This is a genomic window from Hyphomicrobium sp., assembly GCF_035548195.1.
Classification (GTDB): domain Bacteria; phylum Pseudomonadota; class Alphaproteobacteria; order Rhizobiales; family Hyphomicrobiaceae; genus Hyphomicrobium_B.
Map to the genome: position 1 here is coordinate 67,103 of NZ_DASZTY010000005.1, position 22,049 is coordinate 89,151.

Below are 22,049 nucleotides of genomic sequence, written 5' to 3' on the forward strand. Positions count from 1 at the left end.
GGCTCATGCAGCCGGACTTCGGATACCCAGTCCAATAGCTGAGGCAGTTGGGCTATCGCGTCCGGGAAGTGTGACTACAACTTCCGTGCCTTCGTTCTGCTGCGAATGGATTTCGACGGTTCCACCGTGCAGTTCCACGAGTGCTTTGGCGATGGGCAGTCCGAGGCCCGCGCCCTCGCGCCAGCGCGAACGGCCGCCGTCGACCTGGCCGAACGGCGTCATTGCAACTTTGATTTCCTCCAGGCTCATGCCGACACCGCTGTCGCGCACGACGATGGCGGCGCACTCGTTTGCTGTGCGTAGCGCCTTGACGGTGACCGTTCCGCGGCTCGGCGTGAATTTTATGGCGTTCGACAGGATATTGCCGAAGATCTGTTTCAGTTTCGTCGCGTCGCCGCGGATCGGTGGCAGATCGGCGGCAATCTCGGGCGCGAAAGTTACTTGCGCTGCGTCGGCCGTGTGCCGGAATTCTTCGAGACAATCCCTCAGGATATTCTCGATATCTATCTCGCGACTATCGATAACGTATTTGCCACTTTGCAGTTTGGAGATATCCAGAATGTCGTTGATGACCGACAAGAGGTGGCCGGCGGCATCGTGGATGAGCGTCGCATATTCCACGATTTCCTTATCCGGCAAACGGCGTTCCTGATGCTGCGTCAATAATTTGGAAAAGCCGATCACGGTGTTGAGCGGCGTTTTGAGCTCGTGGCTCATGTTGGCGATAAATTCGGATTTCACCTTGCTTGCGAGTTCAGCCTCGATACGAGCCGAGTGCTCTGCAATGCGCGCGCGATGGCGTAATACCGCATCGCTTAACAGCGACGAGTATTCCGTCATCAGAGTATTACTCCTGGTGTTTCCGGCAGAACCGAAAAGCATATGATACAGCCTAGCGCGGCGCTGGTGACGAACTTCAATCTATGGGCGAGTACCTAACTCGAGGTTAAGACTGCCTATGGATCAATCGCGTAACCCGCACGTCCTAGGCGAAGTTTCGTCGATCAGCGCACTTGGTGGGCACTTTCCAGGAATTGATGAGCTTTAAGAAAAATAAGATATGAATGTTTGCTCCGAAGCCGGGCCAATGCGTTAACGCATTATGAATTTGAACGGTTGAGTGAAGGCCAGGGGTTTGATGCTGATTTCCGGTGGAATCGGCGGAAACGGCGCGGCGCGGTCGAGGGCGGCGGTTGCCGCCGCATCCAGGATCTTCGAACCCGAACTCTTGGCAATTTCCTTTGAAAGAAGTTGCCCATCAACGCCAATGGTGAACCGCATGATGACGGTCCCGGCGACGGATGAACGGGGGTTTACCTTTGCCCGCTGCACGTGATTGTTGATTTTGCCGAGATAGAGACCGAGCAGCTTGGCGTTGCCACCGAATTTGGCTTCGCCGGAACTCTGCTGCGTAACGACGGCAACTTGTTCGGGTTGGGCCTGGGCCTGCACCGTGTCGGGCGGAGGCGGCTCCTTTAGCGGCGGAGGAGGTTCTTGGGGAGGCGGCTCCGTCGCGGGCGGTGGTTCCTTCAGCGGCGGCGGGTCGTCCGTCTTTACGACTTGTTGTTCAACCTTGCTTGCTTCCGACGAAATGACGTCGCGCAGCTCATCGGGTTTCACCTCCTGCGGCGGTGGGGGAGGTGGAGCAGCCTGGACAGGCGCTACTTCGGCCGTCTCGATGGTCTCCTGAGCGTCGCCGAGCTTGGATATGCCTTCTTCCGCAACACCCTGCTGGACGAGGACGATGTCCGTTCCCTTGCCAAGATCGAGGGCCTCGTTATTCGCCTGTTGCAGCTTTGGAAGCATCGCGTAGCCTATCGATCCGTGAAGGATCAACGACAACACAATGGCAGTCCATCGAAGCCAGTCCATTCCAACAGCCTGCGGCTTCAGTTCGTTGCGGTTTTTGCCGACGGCGAAGGCTGCGAAAGGAGGGAAACGCGGGAAAAGCCCGACTCTCCGACCTTTCCAAGCAATTCCATCACATCGCCATATGCGATTTTACGGTCGGCGCGCACGTAGACGATACCGTCGCCTTCCTTCGATTTGATCTCCATCAGGCGCGAAACAAGTGTCTGCGGTGTGACTTCTTCGTCGCGAACGTAAAGTTTGCCGTCTGGTGCAAGTGAAACGACCATCGGTTTCTTGATGGCGCCGAGCTTGGTCGCAGATGTCTTCGGAAGCTCTAGCGGCACGCCTTGGACCATCAACGGTGCTGCGACCATGAAGATGATCAGCAGCACGAGCATGACATCGACGAATGGCGTGACGTTGATTTCGGCGAGCGGCTTATAGCCACTGTCGTCGTCTCCAGACGCCCCGCTTCCAACGGACATTCCCATCAGTTTATACCCTCGACGCCACTGCGTGACAGCGATCGTGCAAGACCGACAATGGCGGGTGCAATGCGATCGGCTGCGCGGCCAAGAGCGACTGTAATCTGGTTGTAGAAAATAACGGCGGGGATCGCAGCGGCAAGTCCGATGGCGGTCGCAAACAAGGCTTCGGCGATGCCGGGGGCGACGACGGCCAAACTCGTATCCTTCGATTGCGCAATCGACGTAAACGAGTTCATGATGCCCCACACTGTGCCGAACAGGCCGATGAACGGCGCTGCCGATCCGAGCGTCGCGAGAAAGGGTAAGCCCTGTTCGATACCTTTCAATTGACGCTTCGTGGCGCTTCGCATTGCCAGTTCAAGCCGGTCGCGGACTTCGCCGCTGGTGCCATCATGAGCGCCTTCCGTCCACTCGGTGCGGGCAGCGTCGACGATCGCACGGATCAGTCCGTTCGACTTCGCCTTGGGGAGCGTTCCGTTCTTGCTGCTCTTTTCCAGTGCGCCGATTTCGCGATTGATGAGCCAGACACGGATCAATTTCTCAAAGGTCATCGCCCAACACACAACGGAGGCGGCAAGCAACCCTAGGATTATGCACTTCACGACTATGTCGGCGTGATGGAACAACCCGAGAATCGACAAGTCGCGCGCTGCGATTTCTTCTGCCAAGAGATACAAGTCGATCACCGCTTACTTTGATAGTTGAACTTTTCCGAGTGTGGATGTGGTCAGGTTCTGCAGGCAGTTTTCGGCCGCTCCCGCATCCGACTTGCACTCCATCACGTCATTGACGAGGAGGGACCCGATCTTGTCACAGGCCAATCCGTCAATATCGAAAAGCTTGACCGTTTTCTTGTGCGGACGCAGCGGCGCCAGATCGATCGAAAAGCGCTTTCCGATAATTCCGTCAGTCTGAAACAACACCAAGTCGATTTTGTACGACTTGAACGTCGTTTCGCTTTTGTTATCGACGACGACATATGCACGGCAATTGCCGTTGACGGGTTCAAGTTTGTTCAATTCGAGGTTCACAGAGCCCCCGGCTGGCGGGGTTGTCTGCGGATCGGCGCTTGCCATCGGTGCTGCGAACGATACGGACGCAACTATCGCAAAAGGCAACAGGACACGCTTCAGAGTTCTGACCACGCTATGACTTTCTATTTCCGGAAGTGATGATTGCCAAAATGCGTGTAGCCATTTTGACCACTCGTTGCCAGTATCAAATGTGTAAGAGTTGCTAATTTCGCCGCGTCTCCGGCACACGCCAAGAGTGTTTGAATTAGAATGATTTTCAGGTGTAGCGACGAGCGTTAAGGGTGCACTGCGGATACTCAATCATCGGGAAATAATCCCACCCTATTTCAGGAAATTATTCCCGGATTTGCTGCCTCGTCGTTATCGATTGGCGTGCCAATTTTGCCACGTTGGTTTTCTGCTTCTACAACGCGGTAAGCCCGCGGCTAGCAGGTGTACGGTTTGTCGCAGTAATGCCTATTAAGCAGCGGTCCGGTCGAAGTGGGACAGCGCAGGGACGCCGCGCATTTCTTCGAGGACCTCGTAGAGGCTCATGATCGATTCGTCCTGCTGCTCTCGGATTTCGGTCAGCGCGGCTCCGGCCAGTTTTTGCTGATGCGTTTTCAACGACGCCAATGCTTTTTTCGAAAGACGTTTCGGCGTCCTTTGCCAAGCGGTCGCGAAGACGATTTCGTCCGCCAGCTCGGCCAAAAGGTGCGCGTCAGGAGCGCTCAAAAGCGGCGGGGCGGCTAGCACGATGGTGACGAAGTTCTCCTTCAAGGCGGCGATGGCCTCAGTGAACGCCTTTGAACGCAGCACGTCCGGCACCGGGATCGAGATAGGCTCCTGGCCCGATGCGGGCAGGAAGTGCAGACCTGTCGCACAATCGCGGAGGATGGCCTTTTCGACCGGCCGGCGGCTGGCGATCTGATCGAGAATTCCGCACGAACTGTTTTCGGCAAGCTGACGCGTCAGCGTTCGGGAGCGCAGGTCGGCGTCGACAAGAAGCGGTGCGTGGCCGGCCATCGCATATTGATGGGCAATGTTCGATGCAAAACATTCGGCGCCTTCGCCGGGAAGCGCCGAGACAACGAGTATCAGTCGGGACTGGGCTCCGCCGCGGCGCATTTCGAGCTTGCGACAGGTTTTGCGTATGGCTTCTGCATAGTCGCCTGCGGGATCGGCCAGAACAAAGCGGCATGCGCGCTGAGACAAAGCGATCTCATTTCCCTCGATCACGGGTAGCGACGTCATGTGCGGACACGACAAGACAGAGCGAACGCGCGACGTTCGCATGCGCGCAGAGGATTCAAATTCGAGAAGAAGTGCGATCGCAACCGCCGTGCCGAGCGCAAGCAAGAAGCTGATCGCGACGATCCGATTGCTGTTTGGCGCAGCGGGGGTCTGTGGCGGCTCTGCCTTCGCGACGATGCGCGGTCCGGGCAGTTCGAGGGCTTTGTATTCGGCCAAGAGTGTCTGGAAGACGCGTTCGGACGGCGACAGTGAACCGCTGTTGTCAGCGGCGGTATCGGGCTTTGGGTCAAGGATCGATTTCGCTGTTTCCAGCGATGATCTGGCTTCGGCATGATCCTCAACATAAGCTTGCGCTATGGCGTTTGCGACGCGCGCCGACTTTGCCGGATCGCCAGATGAGATGCGGATTTTGACGAGCAGCGTGTTGCGGATACGCGAAACCGAAAGGCGGTCGTAGAGTGCCGACTCGGTGGGTGTTCGGGGGGCTGCGAGCAACCCGATGAACCACGATCGCGGCCAGAAGGGTTTGAATTCGGCGTCCCGGTCAAGATGCAATTTTTGTACGACGCGACGGATAACGGGTTCCGACTTCACAGTTTGGAGTTCGGCTTCAATGGTCGGTTGGCTTGTGCCGAAGCCGGGACTTCCATTTGTGGCATCGGATTGCGATCTTTGGCGTGGATCGATCTGTATGGTGGCTGACGCGTCGTAGCGTTTCGGAAGCGCCGATGTAATGGCAGCAGCGGCAAGTGCGACGAAGACCGGAAAAGCGACGATGGCCTTCAGGCGCCGGTAAACGGCCGCACGGGCGCAAACGAAGCTTGGGGCTCCGCCGCTATCGCGTTTCCTAACCTTCCGATCCTTCGGCTCCATGCATCCGCAATGCCGATCCCGGCGTCCCGTGCCAAGCGTCGAAGCGGCGGATTGTGCCTAGTCGGGCGCCGTTCGATTCGCGCCTTCATTTTCGTAGCGAAAAGTGAACAGGCTCTTTTCGGAGGTTAAGGGAGTATTAACGATCGGCGGCGCGTCGGCGGCCTATGGCGACAAGATCGCTACTCCGGCGTGGAGATCGTAGGCGCAGTGGGCGCCCGGTTCTCCAGCGGCCGTCAATATAAGGTGCGGATTGCGGAAGCGCTGGGACCAGAGAGGATTTTGCGTATCCCAAAGCGCGACGTCGACGTCGGGGTCTCCCATACGAACTTCGGCGGGAGAGTTGGCGGTCCAAAGGGTTGCGACGGTGTGTGCACCGGCCGCTGGCGCTTTTTTTGTGGTCTGCTTGCGACAAACTTCGATGGCACGGTCGCGGTAAGCCGAGACGAGGGCCTCTCCCATGACCGAACGATAGACGCGGTCCTGAGCCCAGACCTTGAGGCTGGCCAGGAGGATCAAAACAATAACGAAGAAGCGCATGGCAGTGCCTGAAACGCGAGAGCCGTCGGGCTCTTTCTTTCGGGAACATTGCGCCTATCGTAGTGAACAAAACGTTGCCGGTTGCTCGGTTGCGATGCAGCGCGTCGCGCCGGCGGACTTGTCAGGCTCGCTCCGGTCGGGCACAAGCGGGACCTGCGAACGCAATTGGATGCCCGGAGACCCTTATTCTCATGTCGAAAAAGAAGATCCTGATCACCTGGCCTTTGCCGGAAGCCGCCATGGCTCGCGCCCGCGCCTCCTACGACGTCATCGCACATGGGGACGATCCAAAAATCACCATCGACGAAATGCTCGAAACGGCAAAGAACGTCGACGCACTGCTCATTACGCTGAACGAGAAGTGCCGCAAGGATGTCATCGACCGGATGCCCGATAACATCAAATGCATCTCGACGTTTTCGATTGGCTTCGACCACATCGACCTCGATGCGTGCAAGGCGAAGGGGATTAAGGTCGGCAACGCGCCGCACGGCGTCACCGTTGCGACGGCGGAAATCGCCATGCTGCTGCTGCTTGGTTCGGCGCGTCGCGCGAGCGAAGGCGAGAAAATGATCCGCACGCGGTCGTGGCCGGGCTGGCAGCCGCTGCAGCTCGTCGGTCAGCGCCTCGACAACAAGAAGCTCGGCATTTACGGGTTCGGAAAGATCGGTCAGGCGCTTGCGCAGCGCGCGCGGGGCTTCGACATGGACATCCACTACTACGACATCTACCGCGCCAAGCCGGAAGTCGAAGCGAAGTACAACGCGACCTATCACGATAGCCTCGACAGCCTGCTGAAGGTTTCGCAGTTCTTCTCGATTAATGCGCCATCGACGCCCGAGACGCGCGGCTTCTTCAACAAGGCGACGATCGAGAAGCTGCCGCAGGGCGCCATCGTCGTGAATACCGCACGCGGCGATCTCGTCAACGATGAGGACATGATTGCGGCGCTGAAGTCGGGCCGGTTGGCGTATGCGGGCCTCGACGTGTTCGCGGGCGAGCCGAAGATCAACGAAGGCTATTACGATTTGCCGAATACGTTTCTGTTCCCGCACTTGGGATCGGCGGCGATCGAGGCGCGCAATCAGATGGGCTTTGAATCGCTCGACAACATCGACGCGTTCTTCGCCGGCAAGGAGATGCCGTTCAAGCTCACTTGAGCTTAGGCGGATATGATTTCACGAAATGGCCGGGCTAGTCCTGGCCATTTTTTATGAGGTTCGATGTCCGAGCGTGCAGCCTTGGATGGCTGCCTTGGAGGGCGGCCATGACGTGTGGGAAAGGAACGTAACCTTCATCAGATAATTTCGTTCGCCAAATACCGCCATCGCGGATTGATGTTTTCGATCAGCGTCAGTTCCAATTTCCGCGGCCACCGCTTGAGATAGGTCATCTTTGATCGTCAAGCCTCGCGCTGACGCTCCTGCATCAGCCAGGAGGCGGTGCGGAGTAGGTTGGCGTCGTTGCCGCGGGTGCCGACGAGTTGCACGCCGACGGGCAGGTTCTCGACCTTCAGCAATGGCAACGAGATGCAAGGCATGCCGAGGTACGTCCAGAGTGCATTGAACATCGGGCTGCCGGTGGCGGCGAGGCCGACGAGAGCCGGTCCAGCCGCGGCTGGCGTCAGGATCGCGTCGTAATCGGCGAGTACCGGGCGTAAGACTTCGTATAAGCTGTCCTGGTCGGCGCGCGCGGCGGCGTAATCGGCGGCCGAGAACGTGCGGCCTTCGGCGATAATTTCTTTGAGCTTTGCCGAGACGCGATCCGGGTTCGCATCGGCGATCGGCCCGTAATTTTTCGCGATATCGTAGAACTGGACAATCTGGGGCAGACGGAGGATGTCTTCGAATTCGGCGGGCAGCGTCACGTCGACGATTTCCGCGCGGGCGCCGAAACCGCCCGCGAAAGCTTCGAAGGCGGTTTTCATCGCCACGTCCGCTTGTGGCCATGCCGGTGTTTTGATGAAGGCAAATCTCGAGACGCGGTTTGGCGGTTCGATCAGTGCGGCGGCGAGTGAAGGCTTTTCCCCGGGTGACATGTCGAGGTCCGAAGAGTCGAACGCGCTGATGGCATCGAAAAGCAGCGCGATATCTTCGACGGATCGTGCATATCCGCCGATGGTATCGAGCGGCGCGGATTGCGGCAGAACACCCGATCGCGACGTGTAACCGAATGTCGGCTTGAAGCCGACGACGCCGCAATAGGAGGCAGGGCGGATTGTTGAGCCGGCGGTTTGCGTTCCAAGAGCGAGCGGCACCTGACGGTCGGCGACGGCAGCGGCGGAACCTGACGACGATCCACCCGGCGTCCGTTCGAGGTCATGCGGGTTACGCGTTTTTCCCGGACCGAAGAACGCAAGCTCGGTCGTTACCGTCTTTCCAACGATGATGGCGCCCGCGGCTTTCAATTCGGATACGATGAAGGCGTCGGCATCGGGCTGGCGTCCGGTAAAAACCTCGGAGCCCAATTCGGTCGGAAAGTCCTTCGTGTCGATGATGTCCTTGACGCCGACCGGGATGCCATCGAGCGGCGATAGGGCGCGGCCTTGTGTTCGACGTGCGTCGCTTGCCCGGGCTTCGTTCAGTGCACGTTCGGAATTGAAGGTTGTCCAAGCGCCGACCTCGCCATCCCGCTCGGCTATTCGCGCCAGACAGGCTGAAACAAGCGCTTCGGATGTCAGCTCGCCGCTTTCGAGCTTCTGGCGCGCAGATGCGGCATTAAGCCGTTCGAGTGCTGGTTGCTTCATAGAAGTGCTTTCACGAATTCGCCCGTTCAGCTCGGCGCTTGATGCGCCAGAGGGCGGGAAGATGCAAGTTGCGGACGATTAGAGCTCCGAAGAAGATGCCCTTATGGCCGCCCGAGACAAAAAGCGCTGGCGGAGCCCCGAACTGGGCTCTTCTGCCAATTGTCTCCGACGCGGCGGCGTACTAGGACAACCCGGAAACGCATTCACAAGACCCCTGAGGACGAGAATGACCAGAGAGCCTCGCCGCCCCGGCCGGCATTTTTTGCAAATTCCAGGGCCGACGCCCGTGCCGGAACGGATTCTGGCGGCCATGTCCCGGCAGATCCTCGACCATCGCGGTCTTGAGTTTCAGCAGCTCGGACGGCGCGTGCTGAGCGGCATCAAAGGTTTGTTCAAGACGCAGGGTCACGTCATCATCTATCCGTCGTCAGGGACGGGTGCGTGGGAAGCGGCGCTGACAAATACGCTGTCGCCCGGCGATACGGTGCTGATGTGCGAAACGGGCCAGTTTGCAGTGCTGTGGGAAGCCATGGCGACGCGCCTCGGACTGAAGACCCAGGTTATTCCGACGGATTGGCGAATCGGCGCCGATGCCGACCTAATCGAAGAAGCTTTGCGTGCCGACAAGGCGCACAAGATTAAGGCTGTGTGCGTCGTTCACAACGAAACGTCCACGGGTTGCCTGACGCGACTCGATGAGGTGCGCAAGGCTATGGATGCCGCGAAGCATCCGGCGCTCTTGATGGCGGATGCGATCTCGTCGCTCGCGGCTGCCGAGCTTCGTCACGACGACTGGAGCATCGATGTCACGGTCGCCGGTTCGCAGAAAGGCATGATGGTACCGCCAGGGCTGTCGTTCACGGCGATCAGCGCCAAGGCTATCGAAGCTTCCAAGTCGGCCCAGCTGCGGCGATCATACTTCGCGTGGGACGACATGCTGTCGATGAATTCGAACGGCTTTTTTCCGTATACTCCGGCGACCGGGCTGCTCTATGGGCTTGCCGAGGCGATCGATATGATCAACGACGAAGGGCTCGATCGCGTTATTGCGCGTCACAAGCGTCTGGCGGAAGCGACACGCCGCGCCGTTACGGCGTGGGGTTTCGATATTCAGTGCCGCGATCCGAAGTATTATTCGCCTGCGGTGACGACGGTTATCATGCCGGAAGGCTATAATGCCGACGCCTATCGTAAAATCGTGCTCGACAACTTCAACATGTCGCTCGGCACGGGGCTGAATAAAATTGCAGGCAAGGCTTTCCGTATCGGTCATCTCGGCGATACCAACGAACTCACCATTCTCGGAGCCTTGACCGGAGTCGAGATGGGCTTTGAGCTTGCGGGTGTCCCTCACAAGAAGGGCGGCGTCGCTGCCGCAATGAGCTATATCGCGGAGACGGCCGATACGACGAAAGCTGCGGCGGCCTAAGCGGCTGCCGACGCGCCGGTAAGGCTTGCGAGCTTACCGGCTTTTTCCGCTGCGAGATAATAGAAGGTCACGCGCTGCTTGCGCGAGTCGGCTTTCATTGTGGCGCAGACATCCGCGATCAACTTGTCGAGCTTGGCATCGTCGTCGGTCAGTCCGAGTTTCTTCTTCAGCCAGCTATCGCGCACGGTGGCGAGTTCATCTTTGCTGGAGCAGGAGACGAGGGACGCATCGGCGCTCTTGAGGGCGATGCCCAAGTGTTTGACAATCGCCGCGACGGCCTTCTCATCGACGTTCGGCTGATAGCGTTTGATGTCGTCTGCGTAGTTCATCGGACTTTTCCTCTTTTGCTGGCCCCATCCTCAGCCACCTTTAGACATGCGACATTAGCGCCGCGGCCAAATAAAGGCGAGGCTTGAACGCTCAATTTATCGATGGAGACTGCGGAATCCGTCTGCTGGTTAAAGGAAAAACTCAGGGTGCCGACCTGAGCAGGTAGTTAACGGAACGGAATAAATCCTCGGGGGCGACATATCCCGAAATGCGCCCGACCTCGTGATTTGATTTCACGAGGACGAAGGTCGGAACGATATCGACGGGCGAGTTGAAATCGAGATGCGCCGCACCGATGTCGTTGACGTCGACGAAGCGAACCGGTGCTGACTGTCCTTGCTCGGACGTCTCGTATGCGGGCAGTACCTGATGGCGAAATAGTCCGCAATAGGTGCATCCATCAGCTTCGATGACGATTAATTCGAATGCGCTGCTTGCAGCCGTGTTTGCCGTGTCGAGGCCGGCGCGGGTAGCGCTGCTCAGTATGAAGAGCATCAGAGTCAATGCAGCGGCAAGGGCTATGCGCATTGGATTTCTCCGGCAGACGCGTAATCGGACCCGTATCTGTTAGCGCCAGGCTGCGGTCACGAGGCTAAAATCTAAGGGCCTAGTTAATCAGCGTTTCAAAGAGCGACGCTCGGAAAAGCCTGTGGCAGCCGCAATGAACACGGATGTAGCTACGACTTTTTGCAGGTGATGGCCACGGTTTTGTAGCTGCCGAATCCGATTGCGGCTCCGCCGAATTGCTGAGCGATCGCATCGCCGAGCTTTTTCGATTGCGCATCGATCTTTTGGGCATCCGGATCAATCAGAGAGGCTCTGCAGCCAGGCGGTGCTGCGGCGAGCTTTACGGCATTGGTTTTCTCCGGCTCGAAGTCGATAAAATAGGAGGGATCGAAAACTGCGAACGTCAATCCTTGCGCATCCGCAAATACCGGTTTCACGAGCGAGAGATGGAAGTGCAGGCTCAGCACTTTCTTGCTGTTGTACTCCAAGCGCGCGTTGGTCGGCGGCGAAAAGGCCAGCTCTTCATCCCCGAGTTTCGCAACCGTGAAATAGTTGAATTCCTTCAGTCCATCCATGTTGACCTTCAGAAGGGGCGCGAGCTCTTTCTGATCGTATTTGCCGTCGTTGTTGGTATCCAATCCTTCGAGTGCCATGCCGGCGTAGGCGTCGTCGAACGACCACACGTGGTCGACGCCGGTGACCATGCCTTTGTCGTAGTCGACGGTCAGCTCATACGTGATCCACATGTGAGGGTGCGCGGACGCCGTCATGGGCATCCACACCATCAGCAGGGCGAGCAGCGTGCTGAAAAACGTCGCGTTCGAAATCACGCATCGACCTCGTTTGTATAAGCCGCACGGCGTTACATCCAGCCGCGATTCCATCGATGTCTCGCACCGGGAAGGTGGCGACAATGCGACACGGACTTTTCCCCTCGGGCTTTCGCCCGTTGGGGTTGAACCAGCTTGTGGGACCTTCAAGAATTGTTATATTATATATTTTGTAATGCAATTCGAGAGCTTTTAGATGGCAATTCTTCGCGTGGCGCGGCACATCGCTGGTGCCCTTTTGCTTTTAACACTTATCGGTAGCTCGGCTTCGTCGGCGGAAGCGCCGAAAGTGGTGGTCACGATCAAGCCTGTGCATGCTCTTGTTAGCCAGATCATGGCAGGCGTCGGTTCGCCGACGCTCCTGGTCGATGGATCAGCGTCTCCGCATACTTTTACTTTGAGGCCTTCGACGGCCCGTGCGATCAACGACGCCGACGTCTTTATCCGCATTTCCGATTCAATGGAGCCGTTCACGCGCAAAATCGTGCAGGCTCTGCCTTCGAACGTGACCGTAGTTACGCTTGCCGATTCGCAGGGCATCACTCTGCTCGACCAGCGACACGGCGGCACGTTCGAGGCCCATTCACATTCCCATGGCGCGGGCGATGCCGACGATGATGATCACGACGGGCACGAGGAACATGCGGATCATCACGATGAAACGGGCAAGGATGGACACATCTGGCTCGATCCGCAGAATGCCAAAGCGATCGTCGACGTCGTGACCAAGGCGGTTTCGGTTCGCTATCCTCACGACGCAAGCAAATTCAAAGCGAACGCGCTGGCGCTTGACCGGCGGCTCGATGCGCTCAACCAGGAGCTGGCAGCTGAATTGAGCGGTGCGCGGCGAAAGCCGTTCATTGTCTTTCACGATGCGACGCAATATTTCGAAAACCGCTTTGGGCTGACTGCCGCGGGCTCGATTACGGTCAGTCCGGAAGTGCCGCCCAGTGCGCGGCGTCTCAGCGAAGTTCGCCAAAAGATTACGTCTCTTGGAGCCGTTTGTGTTTTCAGCGAGCCGAGTTTTCAGCCGAATCTCATCGCAGCCGTGACGGAGGGGACTGCAGCACGTGCCGGTACGCTCGATGCGGAAGGAATTATGCTGACGCCAGGACCGGAACTCTATTTCACGCTTATGCGCGGGCTGGCGCATAATTTGACGCACTGCCTGGACATGCAGAGCTGAGTTTGCAGGCGCAGCGTATTTGTTAGCCGGCCGATGTTTCCGCTTCGCGGCCATCGAACACATAGCCAGCGCCTCGGACCGTCCGGATCGGATCGCTTTCGTTGCCGCGGATCAGAGACTTGCGAAGGCGACCGATGTGGACGTCGACGGTGCGCTCGTCGACTTCAGCCGACTGCCCCCAAACGCGGTCCAGTAATTGATTGCGTGACAGGACGCGGCGCGGGCTCTCCATGAATACTTCGAGCATTCGATATTCGGTCGGACCGAGACGAACCTCGCGGACTCCCCGCATTACCTTGTGTGCCGCGCGATCCATCGTGATCTCGCCGGAGACAAGAAGATCGCTCATGCGTTCCGGGGCGGAGCGCCGGAGAAGCGCTTTCACGCGCGCCATTAGTTCTTGGATCGAGAAAGGTTTGGTGACGTAATCGTCTGCGCCGGTCGTCAGCCCGCGCACGCGATCCGCTTCCTCACCGCGCGCCGTCAGCAGGATAATCGGCAAACTTTGGGTTTCGGACCTGTTCCGCAAACGACGACACAGTTCGATGCCTGAAATCTTCGGGATCATCCAATCGAGGATGGCGAGATCGAAGTTCTGCTCGGCCAATAGCAGCTCCGCTTCTTCGCCGTCCCCGGCGTGCACGACGTCGTAGCCTTCGGACTGAAGATTATATGTCAGAAGCTCGACGAGCGGCGTTTCGTCTTCGACAACGATGATCTTGGCGGCCATGGTGTTCGTTTCGTTTCCTCTCGTATCACGCGCGCGGCGTAATGAGTGTCGATGACGTGCTGTCGCCCTTAGGACGATCGTCCGTGATCGGAATGCCGTGAACCAGATAATGGATGTTCTCAGCGATGTTGGTCGTGTGGTCGCCGATGCGCTCGATGTTCTTGGCGCCGAACAGGAAGTGCGTGCACAGACCGATATTGCGCGGGTCTTCCATCATGTAGGTCAGAAGCTCGCGGAACAGCGAATTGTACATGGCGTCGACCTGCTGATCACTCAGCCAGACTTTCATCGCCTTGTCGGCATCGAGAGCTGTCAAAGCGTCGAGCACGTCCTTCAGCTGGTTTTGAACCAGCTCGGTCATGTGGCGCATGCCGGTCATCAACGGCTTTGGATATGTCTCGCTTGCAACGGCGAGGGCACGCTTGGCGATATTTTTTGCAAGGTCGCCGATGCGTTCGAGGTCGCCCGCTATTTTCAGTACGGTCATGATATGGCGGAGGTCATTGGCGAGAGGTTGACGCCGGGCGATCATCAGGATGACCTGTTCCTGGACCTCGCGTTCGAGCTGATCGAGCATCGCGTCGCTCGCTACTGCGGTTTCGGCGAGTTTGGGATCGCGCCGTTCGAGAGCGTCCATCGCCTGGACTAGGAGCTTCTCGGCGTATCCGCCCATCTGCGCGATGCGACGATCGAGAAGCTTCAGCTCTTCTTCGTACGACTTGACGGTGTGTTCGTTCATTTAGGTCGATCCTGAAATGTGTTTCGCCAGGTGAGACGATCTCTAGCCGAAGCGGCCGGTGATGTAGTCCTGGGTGCGGCTGTCCTTCGGGTTGGTGAAAAGCTTCTTGGTTTCGCCGAATTCGACGAGTTCGCCGAGATACATGAACGACGTATGTTGTGAGACGCGCGCGGCCTGTTGCATGTTGTGCGTGACGATCGCGATCGTGAATTCGTGTTTCAATTCATCAATCAGTTCTTCGACTTTCGCGGTCGAGATCGGATCGAGTGCCGAGCAAGGCTCATCGAAGAGAATCACCTCGGGGCGGATGGCGACGGTGCGCGCGATGCACAATCGTTGCTGCTGGCCGCCAGACAGAGAGAGGCCGCTCGAATGGAGTTTGTCTTTGACTTCCAACCATAGCGCGGCCTTTTCGAGCGCCGATTCGACGCGCGCATCGAGTTCCGATTTCGGCAGACGCTCATAGAGCCGAAGGCCGAACGCGATGTTCTCGTAAATCGTCATCGGAAACGGTGTCGGCTTTTGAAAGACCATTCCGATTCGAGAACGAAGGAGATTCAAGTCTTTCATGTCGAGAATGTTCTGGCCGTCGAACATGACTTGGCCTTCCGCCCGCTGGTTCGGGTAGAGGTCGTACATGCGGTTCAGAACACGCAGCAGCGTGGACTTGCCGCAACCGGATGGACCGATGAAGGAGGTCACCTGCCGCTCATAAAGCGGTACTGAAATCGTCTTTAGAGCCAGCGTGGAGCCGTAAAAGAATTTCAGGTTGCGGACAGAAATTTTTTCCACCAGCCCGGTGTCGACGTCTTTTGACATTACGTTCATTGCGGCGTCCTCGAAGAACCTAACCAACGTGCAGCGATGCTGAGCGTGAGCACCGCGGCGGTGATAATCAGTGCGCCTGTCCATGCGAGACGTTGCCAGTCCTCGTAGGGGCTCAGGGCATACTGGAAAATAACGACCGGTAAGCTGGCCATCGGGGCGTTCAGATCGGTACTCCAGAACTGGTTGTTCAAAGAGGTGAACAGCAACGGTGCCGTTTCGCCACTCACTCGGGCGATGGCCAGCAGCACACCCGTGATCATGCCGGCGCGGGCAGCTTTGTAGATAATTTTCCGGACGATGAGAGATTGTGGCAGTCCGAGTGCGGATGAAGCTTCCCGCAGTTGGTTGGGAACGAGCAGCAGCATGTTTTCAGTCGTGCGGACGACGGTCGGAATGACAAGCACGGCCAAGGCCGCCGACCCGGCAATCGCAGAGAAGTGTCCCATGGGACGCACAAGCAGCTCGTAGATGAAAAGACCGGTGACGATCGACGGAGCGCTCAGGAGGATGTCGTTGATGAAACGGATGATCGACGAGACTTTGCTGTGGCGTCCGTATTCCGCCAGATATGTGCCGGCGAGAACGCCGATGGGCGTGCCGACTGCGACACCCATGACTGTCATCACCAAGCTTCCGGCGATGGCGTTCAGAAGGCCGCCGTCGCTTCCCGGCGGTGGCGTCATTTCGGTGAAGACCGTCGGTTTCAGACCTACGAGGCCCTTGTAAAGCAACGTTGCAAGAATGGCCGCGAGAATTGTCAGTCCGAGAGCGGATGCGCCCCAGCAGAGAGCGACCGTAATTGTGCTTCGCAGGCGGCGGCGGCGGTATTTCGCAAGATCCAAGGCCATAGCTTATGCTCCCGCCTTCTTCTCGATACGCATCAGCATGAGGCGCGCGAGAGCCAGAACGATAAACGTGATGAAGAAAAGGATGAGGCCGAGTGCGATAAGCGACGAGGTATAGACGTCGCCGACCGCTTCGGTGAATTCGTTGGCGATGGTTGCAGATATCGTGGTGCCAGGTGCCAAGATCGAGGCCGAAATCCGGTGCGCGTTGCCGATCACGAACGTGACCGCCATGGTCTCACCGAGGGCGCGGCCGAGGCCGAGCATCACGCCACCAATGATGCCGACGCGCGTGTAAGGAATAACCACGTTCTTTACGACCTCGCGCGTGGTCCATCCGAGCCCATAGGCAGCTTCTTTCAAGACCGGAGGAACCGTATCGAACACGTCGCGGCAGACCGCAGTGATGAACGGCAGCACCATCATCGCGAGAATCAACGAGGCCGTCAGAATGCCGATGCCGTAAGGAGGCCCCGCGAAAAGCTGATTGAGCACGGGAAACGGTTTGAAGAACGCAATCACTTCGGGCTGAACGTACTGCTGTAGCGCCGGTGCGAAGAAAAACAGGCCCCAGATGCCATAAATGATACTTGGAATGCCTGCGAGGAGTTCGATGGCGATGCCGATAGGGCGGCGAAGCGGCATCGGACAAAGCTCGGTCAGGAAGATTGCGATGCCAATGCTGATCGGCACGGCGACAAGCATTGCGATCGCGGATGTTACAATCGTGCCGTAGATCGGCGCCAGCGCGCCGAACTTCTCCGTTACAGGGTTCCAGGATTCTGTTGTGAAGAAGCCCAAACCAAACGTCTTAAACGCGAGTAAGGAACCCAAAAACAGAGCGACGAAGATCGCGCCGAGTGTGATCAAGACAAAGATTGCTGCCGCTCGCGTCAAAAGACTAAAGGCGCGGTCGCTGCGATTGAGCCCGCTCAACAACTTGGCGCGGGCCGTTCGATCGACTTGTGCGCGCGGACCGGTCGGAAAGGATGCGTCGATCGTCATTTGTCGGCCTTATCGATGAGGGCAGTGTAACTTATGCGGGGAAAAGTGCGGATGCGGGCCGCGTGCCCGCATCCATTATCGCGCGGAGGCGAGATTACATCGCCGGGTTGCCATCCGGGCCCTTAATGTCCTTCCACTTCTCCTCGACGAGCTTGACGACGTTGTCAGGCATGGGGACGTAGTCGAGGTCGGACGCCATGTTGTCGCCCTTCTCGTAAGCCCACGTGAAGAACTTCAATGCTTCTTTGGCGGCGGCGACATCCTTCACCTTCTTCGGCATCAGGATGAAGGTCGAAGCCGAGATTGGCCATGAAGCATCGCCGGGCTGATCGGTGATAATCAGATAGAAGCCCGGTGCCTTTTCCCAGTCCGCGTTGGCGGCAGCGGCTTGCACGGACGTGCCGTCGGCAACGACGATCTTACCGGCTTTGTTCATCATTTTTGTCTGCACCAGCTTGTTCTGCTTGGCGTAGGCGGTTTCAACGTAGCCGATCGAGTTCTTCGTTTGCTGCACGTTGTTGGCGACGCCTTCGTTACCCTTGGCGCCGAGGCCGACCGGCCACTCGACGGAGGTCGATGAGCCGACGTTTTTTTTCCAGTCCGCGCTCACCTTCGAGAGATAGTTGGTGAAGTTGAAGGTCGTGCCGGATCCGTCCGAGCGGTGTACGACGGCGATGTCGGCGTTCGGCAGCTTGGCGTCGGGGTTCAGCTTCTTGATGGCCGGGTCGGACCAGCTCTTGATCTCGCCGAGGTAGATCTTGGCGAGTGTGGGACCGTCGAGCACGATCTGGTTCGTGGCGATGCCGTCGATATTGACGACTGGCACGATGCCACCCATCACCATCGGCCATTGCATCAGGTCGCCGCCTTTGGCGAGTTCCTCGGTCGAGAGCGGCTTGTCGGAAGCGCCGAAGGTCACCGTGCGCGCGGTGATCTGCTTGATGCCGCCGCCTGAACCGATCGACTGATAGTTCAGTCCTGTGCCTGTGTCTTTTTTGTAAGCGTCAGCCCACTTTGCATAGATCGGATAGGGGAACGTAGCACCCGCGCCGGAAATGTCGGCAGCTTGGACGGGGGCGGACGTGGCGGATGTCGCCGCCAATGCCGCAATGAGCGCCAGAACAGATTGTTTCACTCGTTAATCTCCTCGATTACGGGGGCCTGAAGCCTTGCCCGCTGCTCGCCGAGTTCAGGCTCGGCGGGTATTCTCTAATCCACGTAGTTCACGATGGCGTGAAAGGTTAACGCACTGTTTTTTCACGCTTTATTCCCAGATTGCGTTCGGTGTTCATGCCTTGGTCCGGGAAATCGCGTTCGTCGCAGCCGGGCAATCCCCATCTTGTCCTTACGCAAGATGGACGCCGTGTGTGTGCGGTTCGCAGCGACACTGTCACGGCGCTGTCATCCAGCGTGAGGACGTTCTATGCGCTTGATGCTATAGATTTGTGACAGTCTAATGTATTGATTTTGTTTGTTATCTTGCCGTTGGCAACAGGACTCTAAAAGTCGTGCCCTGTCCGACGACAGATTCGACCGACAGTTCGCCTTCGTGTCTGCTGAGGACGTGCTTAACAATCGCCAGACCTAGTCCGGTGCCCCCAATGCGCCGGCTATGCTCGGCGCTGACCCTGTAAAATCGCTCGGTTAAGCGTGGCAAATGCTCAAGTGCGATACCGGGTCCGTCGTCGGCAACAGTGACTGCGGCGCGATTACCGGATTTGCCGTCGGACTCAGCAGGAATTTCGCTCAGGCTTATATTCACCGATCCTTTGTCGTGACCGTATTTGACGGCATTCTCTATGAGGTTGTGAAAAACCTGGAAGAGTTCATCGCGATCACCATTCGCTATAAGCGGCGATGATTCCGGAGCCACGGTGATGGTAATGCCGCGCTCAGCCGCCGCTGGGGCGATGGTGCGTACGACTTCTCGAATCAATTGGTCGAGTTGCACTTTTCCGATCGGTTTCAGGTTGGCCTTTTCCTCAACGCGACTCAGCAAAAGCAGGTCGTCGATGAGGCGCGTCATGCGTTCCGCCTGCTCGGCCATGATGTTCAGAAAGCGATTGCGCGCCGTCTCGTCGTCCCGCGCCGAACCTTGAAGCGTTTCGATGAAGCCCCGAACCGAGGCGAGAGGCGTGCGCAATTCATGGCTCGCGTTCGCGATGAAGTCCGTGCGCATCTCCAGCAGACGTTCTTGCTCCGATTCGTCATGAAGCGTGATAAGTACGGCCGTTACGACATTTTCTCCGACTGGGGTGACGGTTGCGGTAAAGCGTCGTCCGCGACCGCCGCGCAAGCGTAGTCTTGCCGACCGTCGTTCGCCTGTGTCGAAGACGCTTGAAACGGCCGCGATGAATTCAGGATCCCGATCGACGTGCTCAAGAGGGATGCCGATTTTGAGCCCTTCAAAGATCGAACGCGCGGGGCTGTTATAGTTCAATATTCCCGATGTACGGCTGAGAATGAGCGCAGGCTCGGGCATCGCCGTCATCAGGTCTTTCCAAGTCAGCAATTCGTTGGGAGCCGCGTGGCTGCTCATGTTTTGCTCAGCCGTCGTATCGACACCATCGCGTCTCCACGCCATTGCCGCCGCGGCGCCCGCCGTGACACCAGCGAAAAAGACTAGAGCGGCGCGCACGGTTCCACCGCCGTAAAGCCCGGCCGCAATCAACGCCAGCAAGGCGGCGATGCAGAGTGCTGCGAGGAGAGCCAGGCGATGGGTCGCAATTCGCTCACGTACCGATGAATGTGTTGTGACCGTCATCGGTTTTTTAGTCATCGATCACTGGTGGACTCTTAGCTCCGTCGCGTAGCGCGAGCCGCAGCTTTTTTGGGCCGAGCCTTGGATCCCCGGCTTGTGCTTCCAGCCTCATCGCTGAACTGAGCGACGCCTATTGGACTACGCTGGTTTGCGAGCTCCGCGAGCGTGTGTTGGTCCAAGACGGATATAAACGCGCTGAGCGCATCGTCGAACATTGCATTTATCGATGCCGGATCGGTATCCGGGGACTTATGGCCCTGCCCCCCGTCAACCTGCACGCGCGTGACTTCAATCGCCCGCACGACATCGCCGATTCTTATCGACGTGGCTGGCTTTGCAAGCCGGATGCCGCCGTTTGGCCCTCTTACGGCCGAGATGAACCCAGCATGCGACAGAATGTGAACAATCTTGAACACGTTCTGCTTGGTAACGCCAAGCCGGTCCGATACATCGGCGACTTTCACAAGTTGGTCTTTGGCCAATGTGCAATCGATGAGAATTCGGATTGCGTGGCCGGTTTGCTTCGTCAAGCGCATCTTGGATCATCCGGGGACCGCGCGGCCGCGGCTCAAAAAGTGCGACAGCTTGCTTGTTTCACAGTTTTCGCCGGCGTGGCAAGGGCCGCGCGACTGAACGTCCGGTTCAACATAGCCGACCGGGCGGACGGAGTTCACTTGACAGTGCCGTGGGGGCGCAATGTATACCATCGCCGTAAATAATAGCAGGCGATCCTCCCCGGCGAAACGCCGAAAATCGCCAAAGCCCAGATGTAAACGGAGAACCCCGATGTCAAAAAAGGCGATTGCATTTGCTTGCGCGGCTGGCTTGGCGCTCGCAGGAGCGACGGCGATACGCCCGGCGCTTGCCGATGCGCCGTCCGTCAAAGACATCATGAAAAACTATGGTGACCTTGCGGAAGCCATGTACTCCGACTCGCTTGCCAAAGCCAAAGATCTGGACAAGGCGATCGATGCATTCCTCGCGAACCCGAATGCGACGACGCAGAAGGCTGCGCAGGATGCGTGGAAGGCGGCGCGCGTTCCTTACATGCAAACGGAAGGGTTCCGCTTCGGCAATAAGATTGTCGATGATTGGGAAGGGAACGTCAATTCGTGGCCGCTCGATGAAGGCTTGATCGATTACGTCGACAAGGCGAGCTATGGCGACTCAAAGCCGGAGAACCCGCTCTACACGGCGAACATCATCGCCAACAAGAAGATCCGCCTTGGGCCGAAGGTTCTGGATGCGAGCAAGATCGACAAGAAGGTCATCTCTCAACTCAACAGTGCGCTCGATGTCGAAGCCAATGTCGGCACGGGGTATCACGCCATCGAGTTCTTGCTGTGGGGCCAAAATCTTCACGGCACGAATCCAGGTGCAGGTGAACGTCCGGCAAGCGACTACGATCTCAAAAATTGTACGCACGCAAACTGCGATCGCCGCCGCGATTATCTGAAGGCTGCAAGTTCGTTGCTCGTCGATGATCTCCAGGAGATGGTAGGAGATTGGAAACCGGACGGCGCGGCGCGGCAGGCTCTTGCCAAGCAAGACGACAATCAGCAGCTTTCAACGATCCTGACCGGCATCGGCTCGCTGTCCTACGGTGAGCTGGCCGGTGAGCGCATGAAGCTGGGCGTGCTGTTGCATGATCCGGAGGAAGCACACGACTGCTTCTCGAATAATACGCAGAACAGCCACTTCTATGATGAAGTGGGCATGATCGAGATCTGGAACGGCAAGTACGACGGCACGACCGCGACGTCGGGTGCGAGCATTGCCGATCTGGCGCGCGCCAAGGCTCCGGATGCCGCGAAGCGCGTCGACGAGGCGATGGCAAACGCCAAGGCAAAGATCAATCTGATTAAGGTCAAGGCCGACTCTGGCGAAATGGGCTATAATCAGATGCTGGCCGCCGGAAACGACGCGGGCAACAAGCTGATTCTCGATGCTGTCGATGCGCTGGTGGCGCAGGCACGTGCGGTCGAGGCCGTGGTCGCAGCGCTGGGTCTCAAGGTCAAGATCGAAGGCTCGGACAGCCTCGATCATCCGGATCAGGTCGCGACCAAGGGCAAGTGATCGAAGCGTTGCTCTCACACC

Annotated in this window: 23 protein-coding genes; 4 read left to right on the top strand and 19 right to left on the bottom strand. The window is 57.9% G+C overall.

The features are described from left to right. Window positions 1-3: 3 nt before the first annotated feature. From VHB22_RS00650 to VHB22_RS00680, 7 genes are all read right to left on the bottom strand, one after another. A complete protein-coding gene (locus VHB22_RS00650) occupies window positions 4-840 on the bottom strand; it encodes a HAMP domain-containing sensor histidine kinase (RefSeq protein WP_325455010.1) in 837 nt (278 codons plus the stop codon). 252 nt (window positions 841-1,092) lie between these two features. After that, the gene (locus tag VHB22_RS00655) at window positions 1,093-1,872 is read right to left on the bottom strand and encodes a TonB family protein (RefSeq protein ID WP_325455011.1); all 780 of its coding nucleotides are present in this window, start codon (window positions 1,870-1,872) and stop codon (window positions 1,093-1,095) included. Window positions 1,873-1,889: 17 nt separating this feature from the next. After that, complete coding sequence (locus VHB22_RS00660; protein ID WP_325455012.1) at window positions 1,890-2,342, bottom strand: biopolymer transporter ExbD; 453 nt, start codon at window positions 2,340-2,342, stop codon at window positions 1,890-1,892. Next, window positions 2,342-3,025: a MotA/TolQ/ExbB proton channel family protein gene (locus VHB22_RS00665; protein ID WP_325455013.1), complete on the bottom strand. Its 684-nt coding sequence runs from the start codon at window positions 3,023-3,025 to the stop codon at window positions 2,342-2,344. Before VHB22_RS00665 ends, VHB22_RS00660 begins: the two co-directional genes overlap by 1 nt. A 3-nt stretch (window positions 3,026-3,028) precedes the next feature. Next, entirely contained in the window at window positions 3,029-3,484 is a 456-nt protein-coding gene (locus tag VHB22_RS00670; RefSeq protein ID WP_325455014.1) for a hypothetical protein, read from the bottom strand. Between the two features lie 348 nt (window positions 3,485-3,832). Beyond that, entirely contained in the window at window positions 3,833-5,479 is a 1,647-nt protein-coding gene (locus VHB22_RS00675) for a tyrosine-protein kinase domain-containing protein (RefSeq protein ID WP_325455015.1), read from the bottom strand. Between the two features lie 162 nt (window positions 5,480-5,641). Continuing rightward, window positions 5,642-6,016 (bottom strand): hypothetical protein, encoded by a 375-nt coding sequence (locus tag VHB22_RS00680; RefSeq protein WP_325455016.1) that lies wholly within the window; start codon window positions 6,014-6,016, stop codon window positions 5,642-5,644. Window positions 6,017-6,207: 191 nt separating this feature from the next. On the opposite strand from VHB22_RS00680, the gene VHB22_RS00685 reads away from it, so the two are divergent. Then, window positions 6,208-7,176, top strand: a complete 969-nt coding sequence (locus VHB22_RS00685) for a D-glycerate dehydrogenase (protein ID WP_325455017.1) — start codon at window positions 6,208-6,210, stop codon at window positions 7,174-7,176. A gap of 242 nt (window positions 7,177-7,418) precedes the next feature. Here the strand turns inward: VHB22_RS00685 and VHB22_RS00690 are convergent, their stop codons facing one another. Next, complete coding sequence (locus VHB22_RS00690; protein WP_325455018.1) at window positions 7,419-8,762, bottom strand: amidase; 1,344 nt, start codon at window positions 8,760-8,762, stop codon at window positions 7,419-7,421. Between the two features lie 226 nt (window positions 8,763-8,988). Between VHB22_RS00690 and VHB22_RS00695 the strand changes: the two genes are divergently transcribed. Beyond that, entirely contained in the window at window positions 8,989-10,191 is a 1,203-nt protein-coding gene (locus VHB22_RS00695; RefSeq protein ID WP_325455019.1) for a pyridoxal-phosphate-dependent aminotransferase family protein, read from the top strand. On the opposite strand, the gene VHB22_RS00700 is transcribed toward VHB22_RS00695, so the two are convergent. From VHB22_RS00700 to VHB22_RS00710, 3 genes are all read right to left on the bottom strand, one after another. Further along, a complete protein-coding gene (locus VHB22_RS00700; protein WP_325455020.1) occupies window positions 10,188-10,520 on the bottom strand; it encodes a DUF2853 family protein in 333 nt (110 codons plus the stop codon). The two genes, VHB22_RS00695 and VHB22_RS00700, sit on opposite strands and share 4 nt — an antisense overlap. Window positions 10,521-10,662: 142 nt before the next feature. Beyond that, window positions 10,663-11,049, bottom strand: coding sequence for a thioredoxin family protein (locus VHB22_RS00705; RefSeq protein WP_325455021.1), 387 nt, complete (start codon window positions 11,047-11,049; stop codon window positions 10,663-10,665). Window positions 11,050-11,198: 149 nt separating this feature from the next. Continuing rightward, complete coding sequence (locus VHB22_RS00710; protein ID WP_325455022.1) at window positions 11,199-11,858, bottom strand: DUF1007 family protein; 660 nt, start codon at window positions 11,856-11,858, stop codon at window positions 11,199-11,201. Between the two features lie 196 nt (window positions 11,859-12,054). On the opposite strand from VHB22_RS00710, the gene VHB22_RS00715 reads away from it, so the two are divergent. Next, window positions 12,055-13,044, top strand: coding sequence for a zinc ABC transporter substrate-binding protein (locus VHB22_RS00715; protein WP_325455023.1), 990 nt, complete (start codon window positions 12,055-12,057; stop codon window positions 13,042-13,044). Window positions 13,045-13,066: 22 nt separating this feature from the next. Here the strand turns inward: VHB22_RS00715 and phoB are convergent, their stop codons facing one another. The 8 genes from phoB to VHB22_RS00755 form a co-directional block, all read right to left on the bottom strand. Then, window positions 13,067-13,774, bottom strand: coding sequence for a phosphate regulon transcriptional regulator PhoB (gene phoB / locus VHB22_RS00720; protein ID WP_325455024.1), 708 nt, complete (start codon window positions 13,772-13,774; stop codon window positions 13,067-13,069). A 25-nt stretch (window positions 13,775-13,799) separates the two neighbouring features. After that, window positions 13,800-14,513 (bottom strand): phosphate signaling complex protein PhoU, encoded by a 714-nt coding sequence (phoU, locus tag VHB22_RS00725; protein WP_325455025.1) that lies wholly within the window; start codon window positions 14,511-14,513, stop codon window positions 13,800-13,802. 42 nt (window positions 14,514-14,555) lie between these two features. Then, window positions 14,556-15,341, bottom strand: a complete 786-nt coding sequence (gene pstB / locus VHB22_RS00730; protein ID WP_325455026.1) for a phosphate ABC transporter ATP-binding protein PstB — start codon at window positions 15,339-15,341, stop codon at window positions 14,556-14,558. Next, window positions 15,338-16,189 carry a phosphate ABC transporter permease PstA gene (pstA, locus tag VHB22_RS00735; RefSeq protein ID WP_325455027.1) on the bottom strand — a complete coding sequence of 284 codons (852 nt, stop codon included), beginning with the start codon at window positions 16,187-16,189 and terminating at the stop codon, window positions 15,338-15,340. The genes pstB and pstA overlap by 4 nt, the downstream gene beginning before the upstream one ends. 3 nt (window positions 16,190-16,192) lie before the next feature. Next, the gene (pstC, locus tag VHB22_RS00740) at window positions 16,193-17,191 is read right to left on the bottom strand and encodes a phosphate ABC transporter permease subunit PstC (protein WP_325455028.1); all 999 of its coding nucleotides are present in this window, start codon (window positions 17,189-17,191) and stop codon (window positions 16,193-16,195) included. A gap of 94 nt (window positions 17,192-17,285) precedes the next feature. Next, window positions 17,286-18,326, bottom strand: coding sequence for a phosphate ABC transporter substrate-binding protein PstS (gene pstS, locus VHB22_RS00745; protein WP_325455029.1), 1,041 nt, complete (start codon window positions 18,324-18,326; stop codon window positions 17,286-17,288). Window positions 18,327-18,665: 339 nt separating this feature from the next. Continuing rightward, on the bottom strand, window positions 18,666-19,970 hold the full coding sequence (locus tag VHB22_RS00750) for an ATP-binding protein (protein WP_325455030.1): 1,305 nt from the start codon (window positions 19,968-19,970) through the stop codon (window positions 18,666-18,668). A 17-nt stretch (window positions 19,971-19,987) separates the two neighbouring features. Further along, window positions 19,988-20,488 (bottom strand): Rrf2 family transcriptional regulator, encoded by a 501-nt coding sequence (locus tag VHB22_RS00755; protein ID WP_325455031.1) that lies wholly within the window; start codon window positions 20,486-20,488, stop codon window positions 19,988-19,990. A 250-nt stretch (window positions 20,489-20,738) separates the two neighbouring features. On the opposite strand from VHB22_RS00755, the gene VHB22_RS00760 reads away from it, so the two are divergent. Continuing rightward, window positions 20,739-22,028: an imelysin family protein gene (locus VHB22_RS00760; RefSeq protein ID WP_325455032.1), complete on the top strand. Its 1,290-nt coding sequence runs from the start codon at window positions 20,739-20,741 to the stop codon at window positions 22,026-22,028. Window positions 22,029-22,049: the final 21 nt, after the last annotated feature.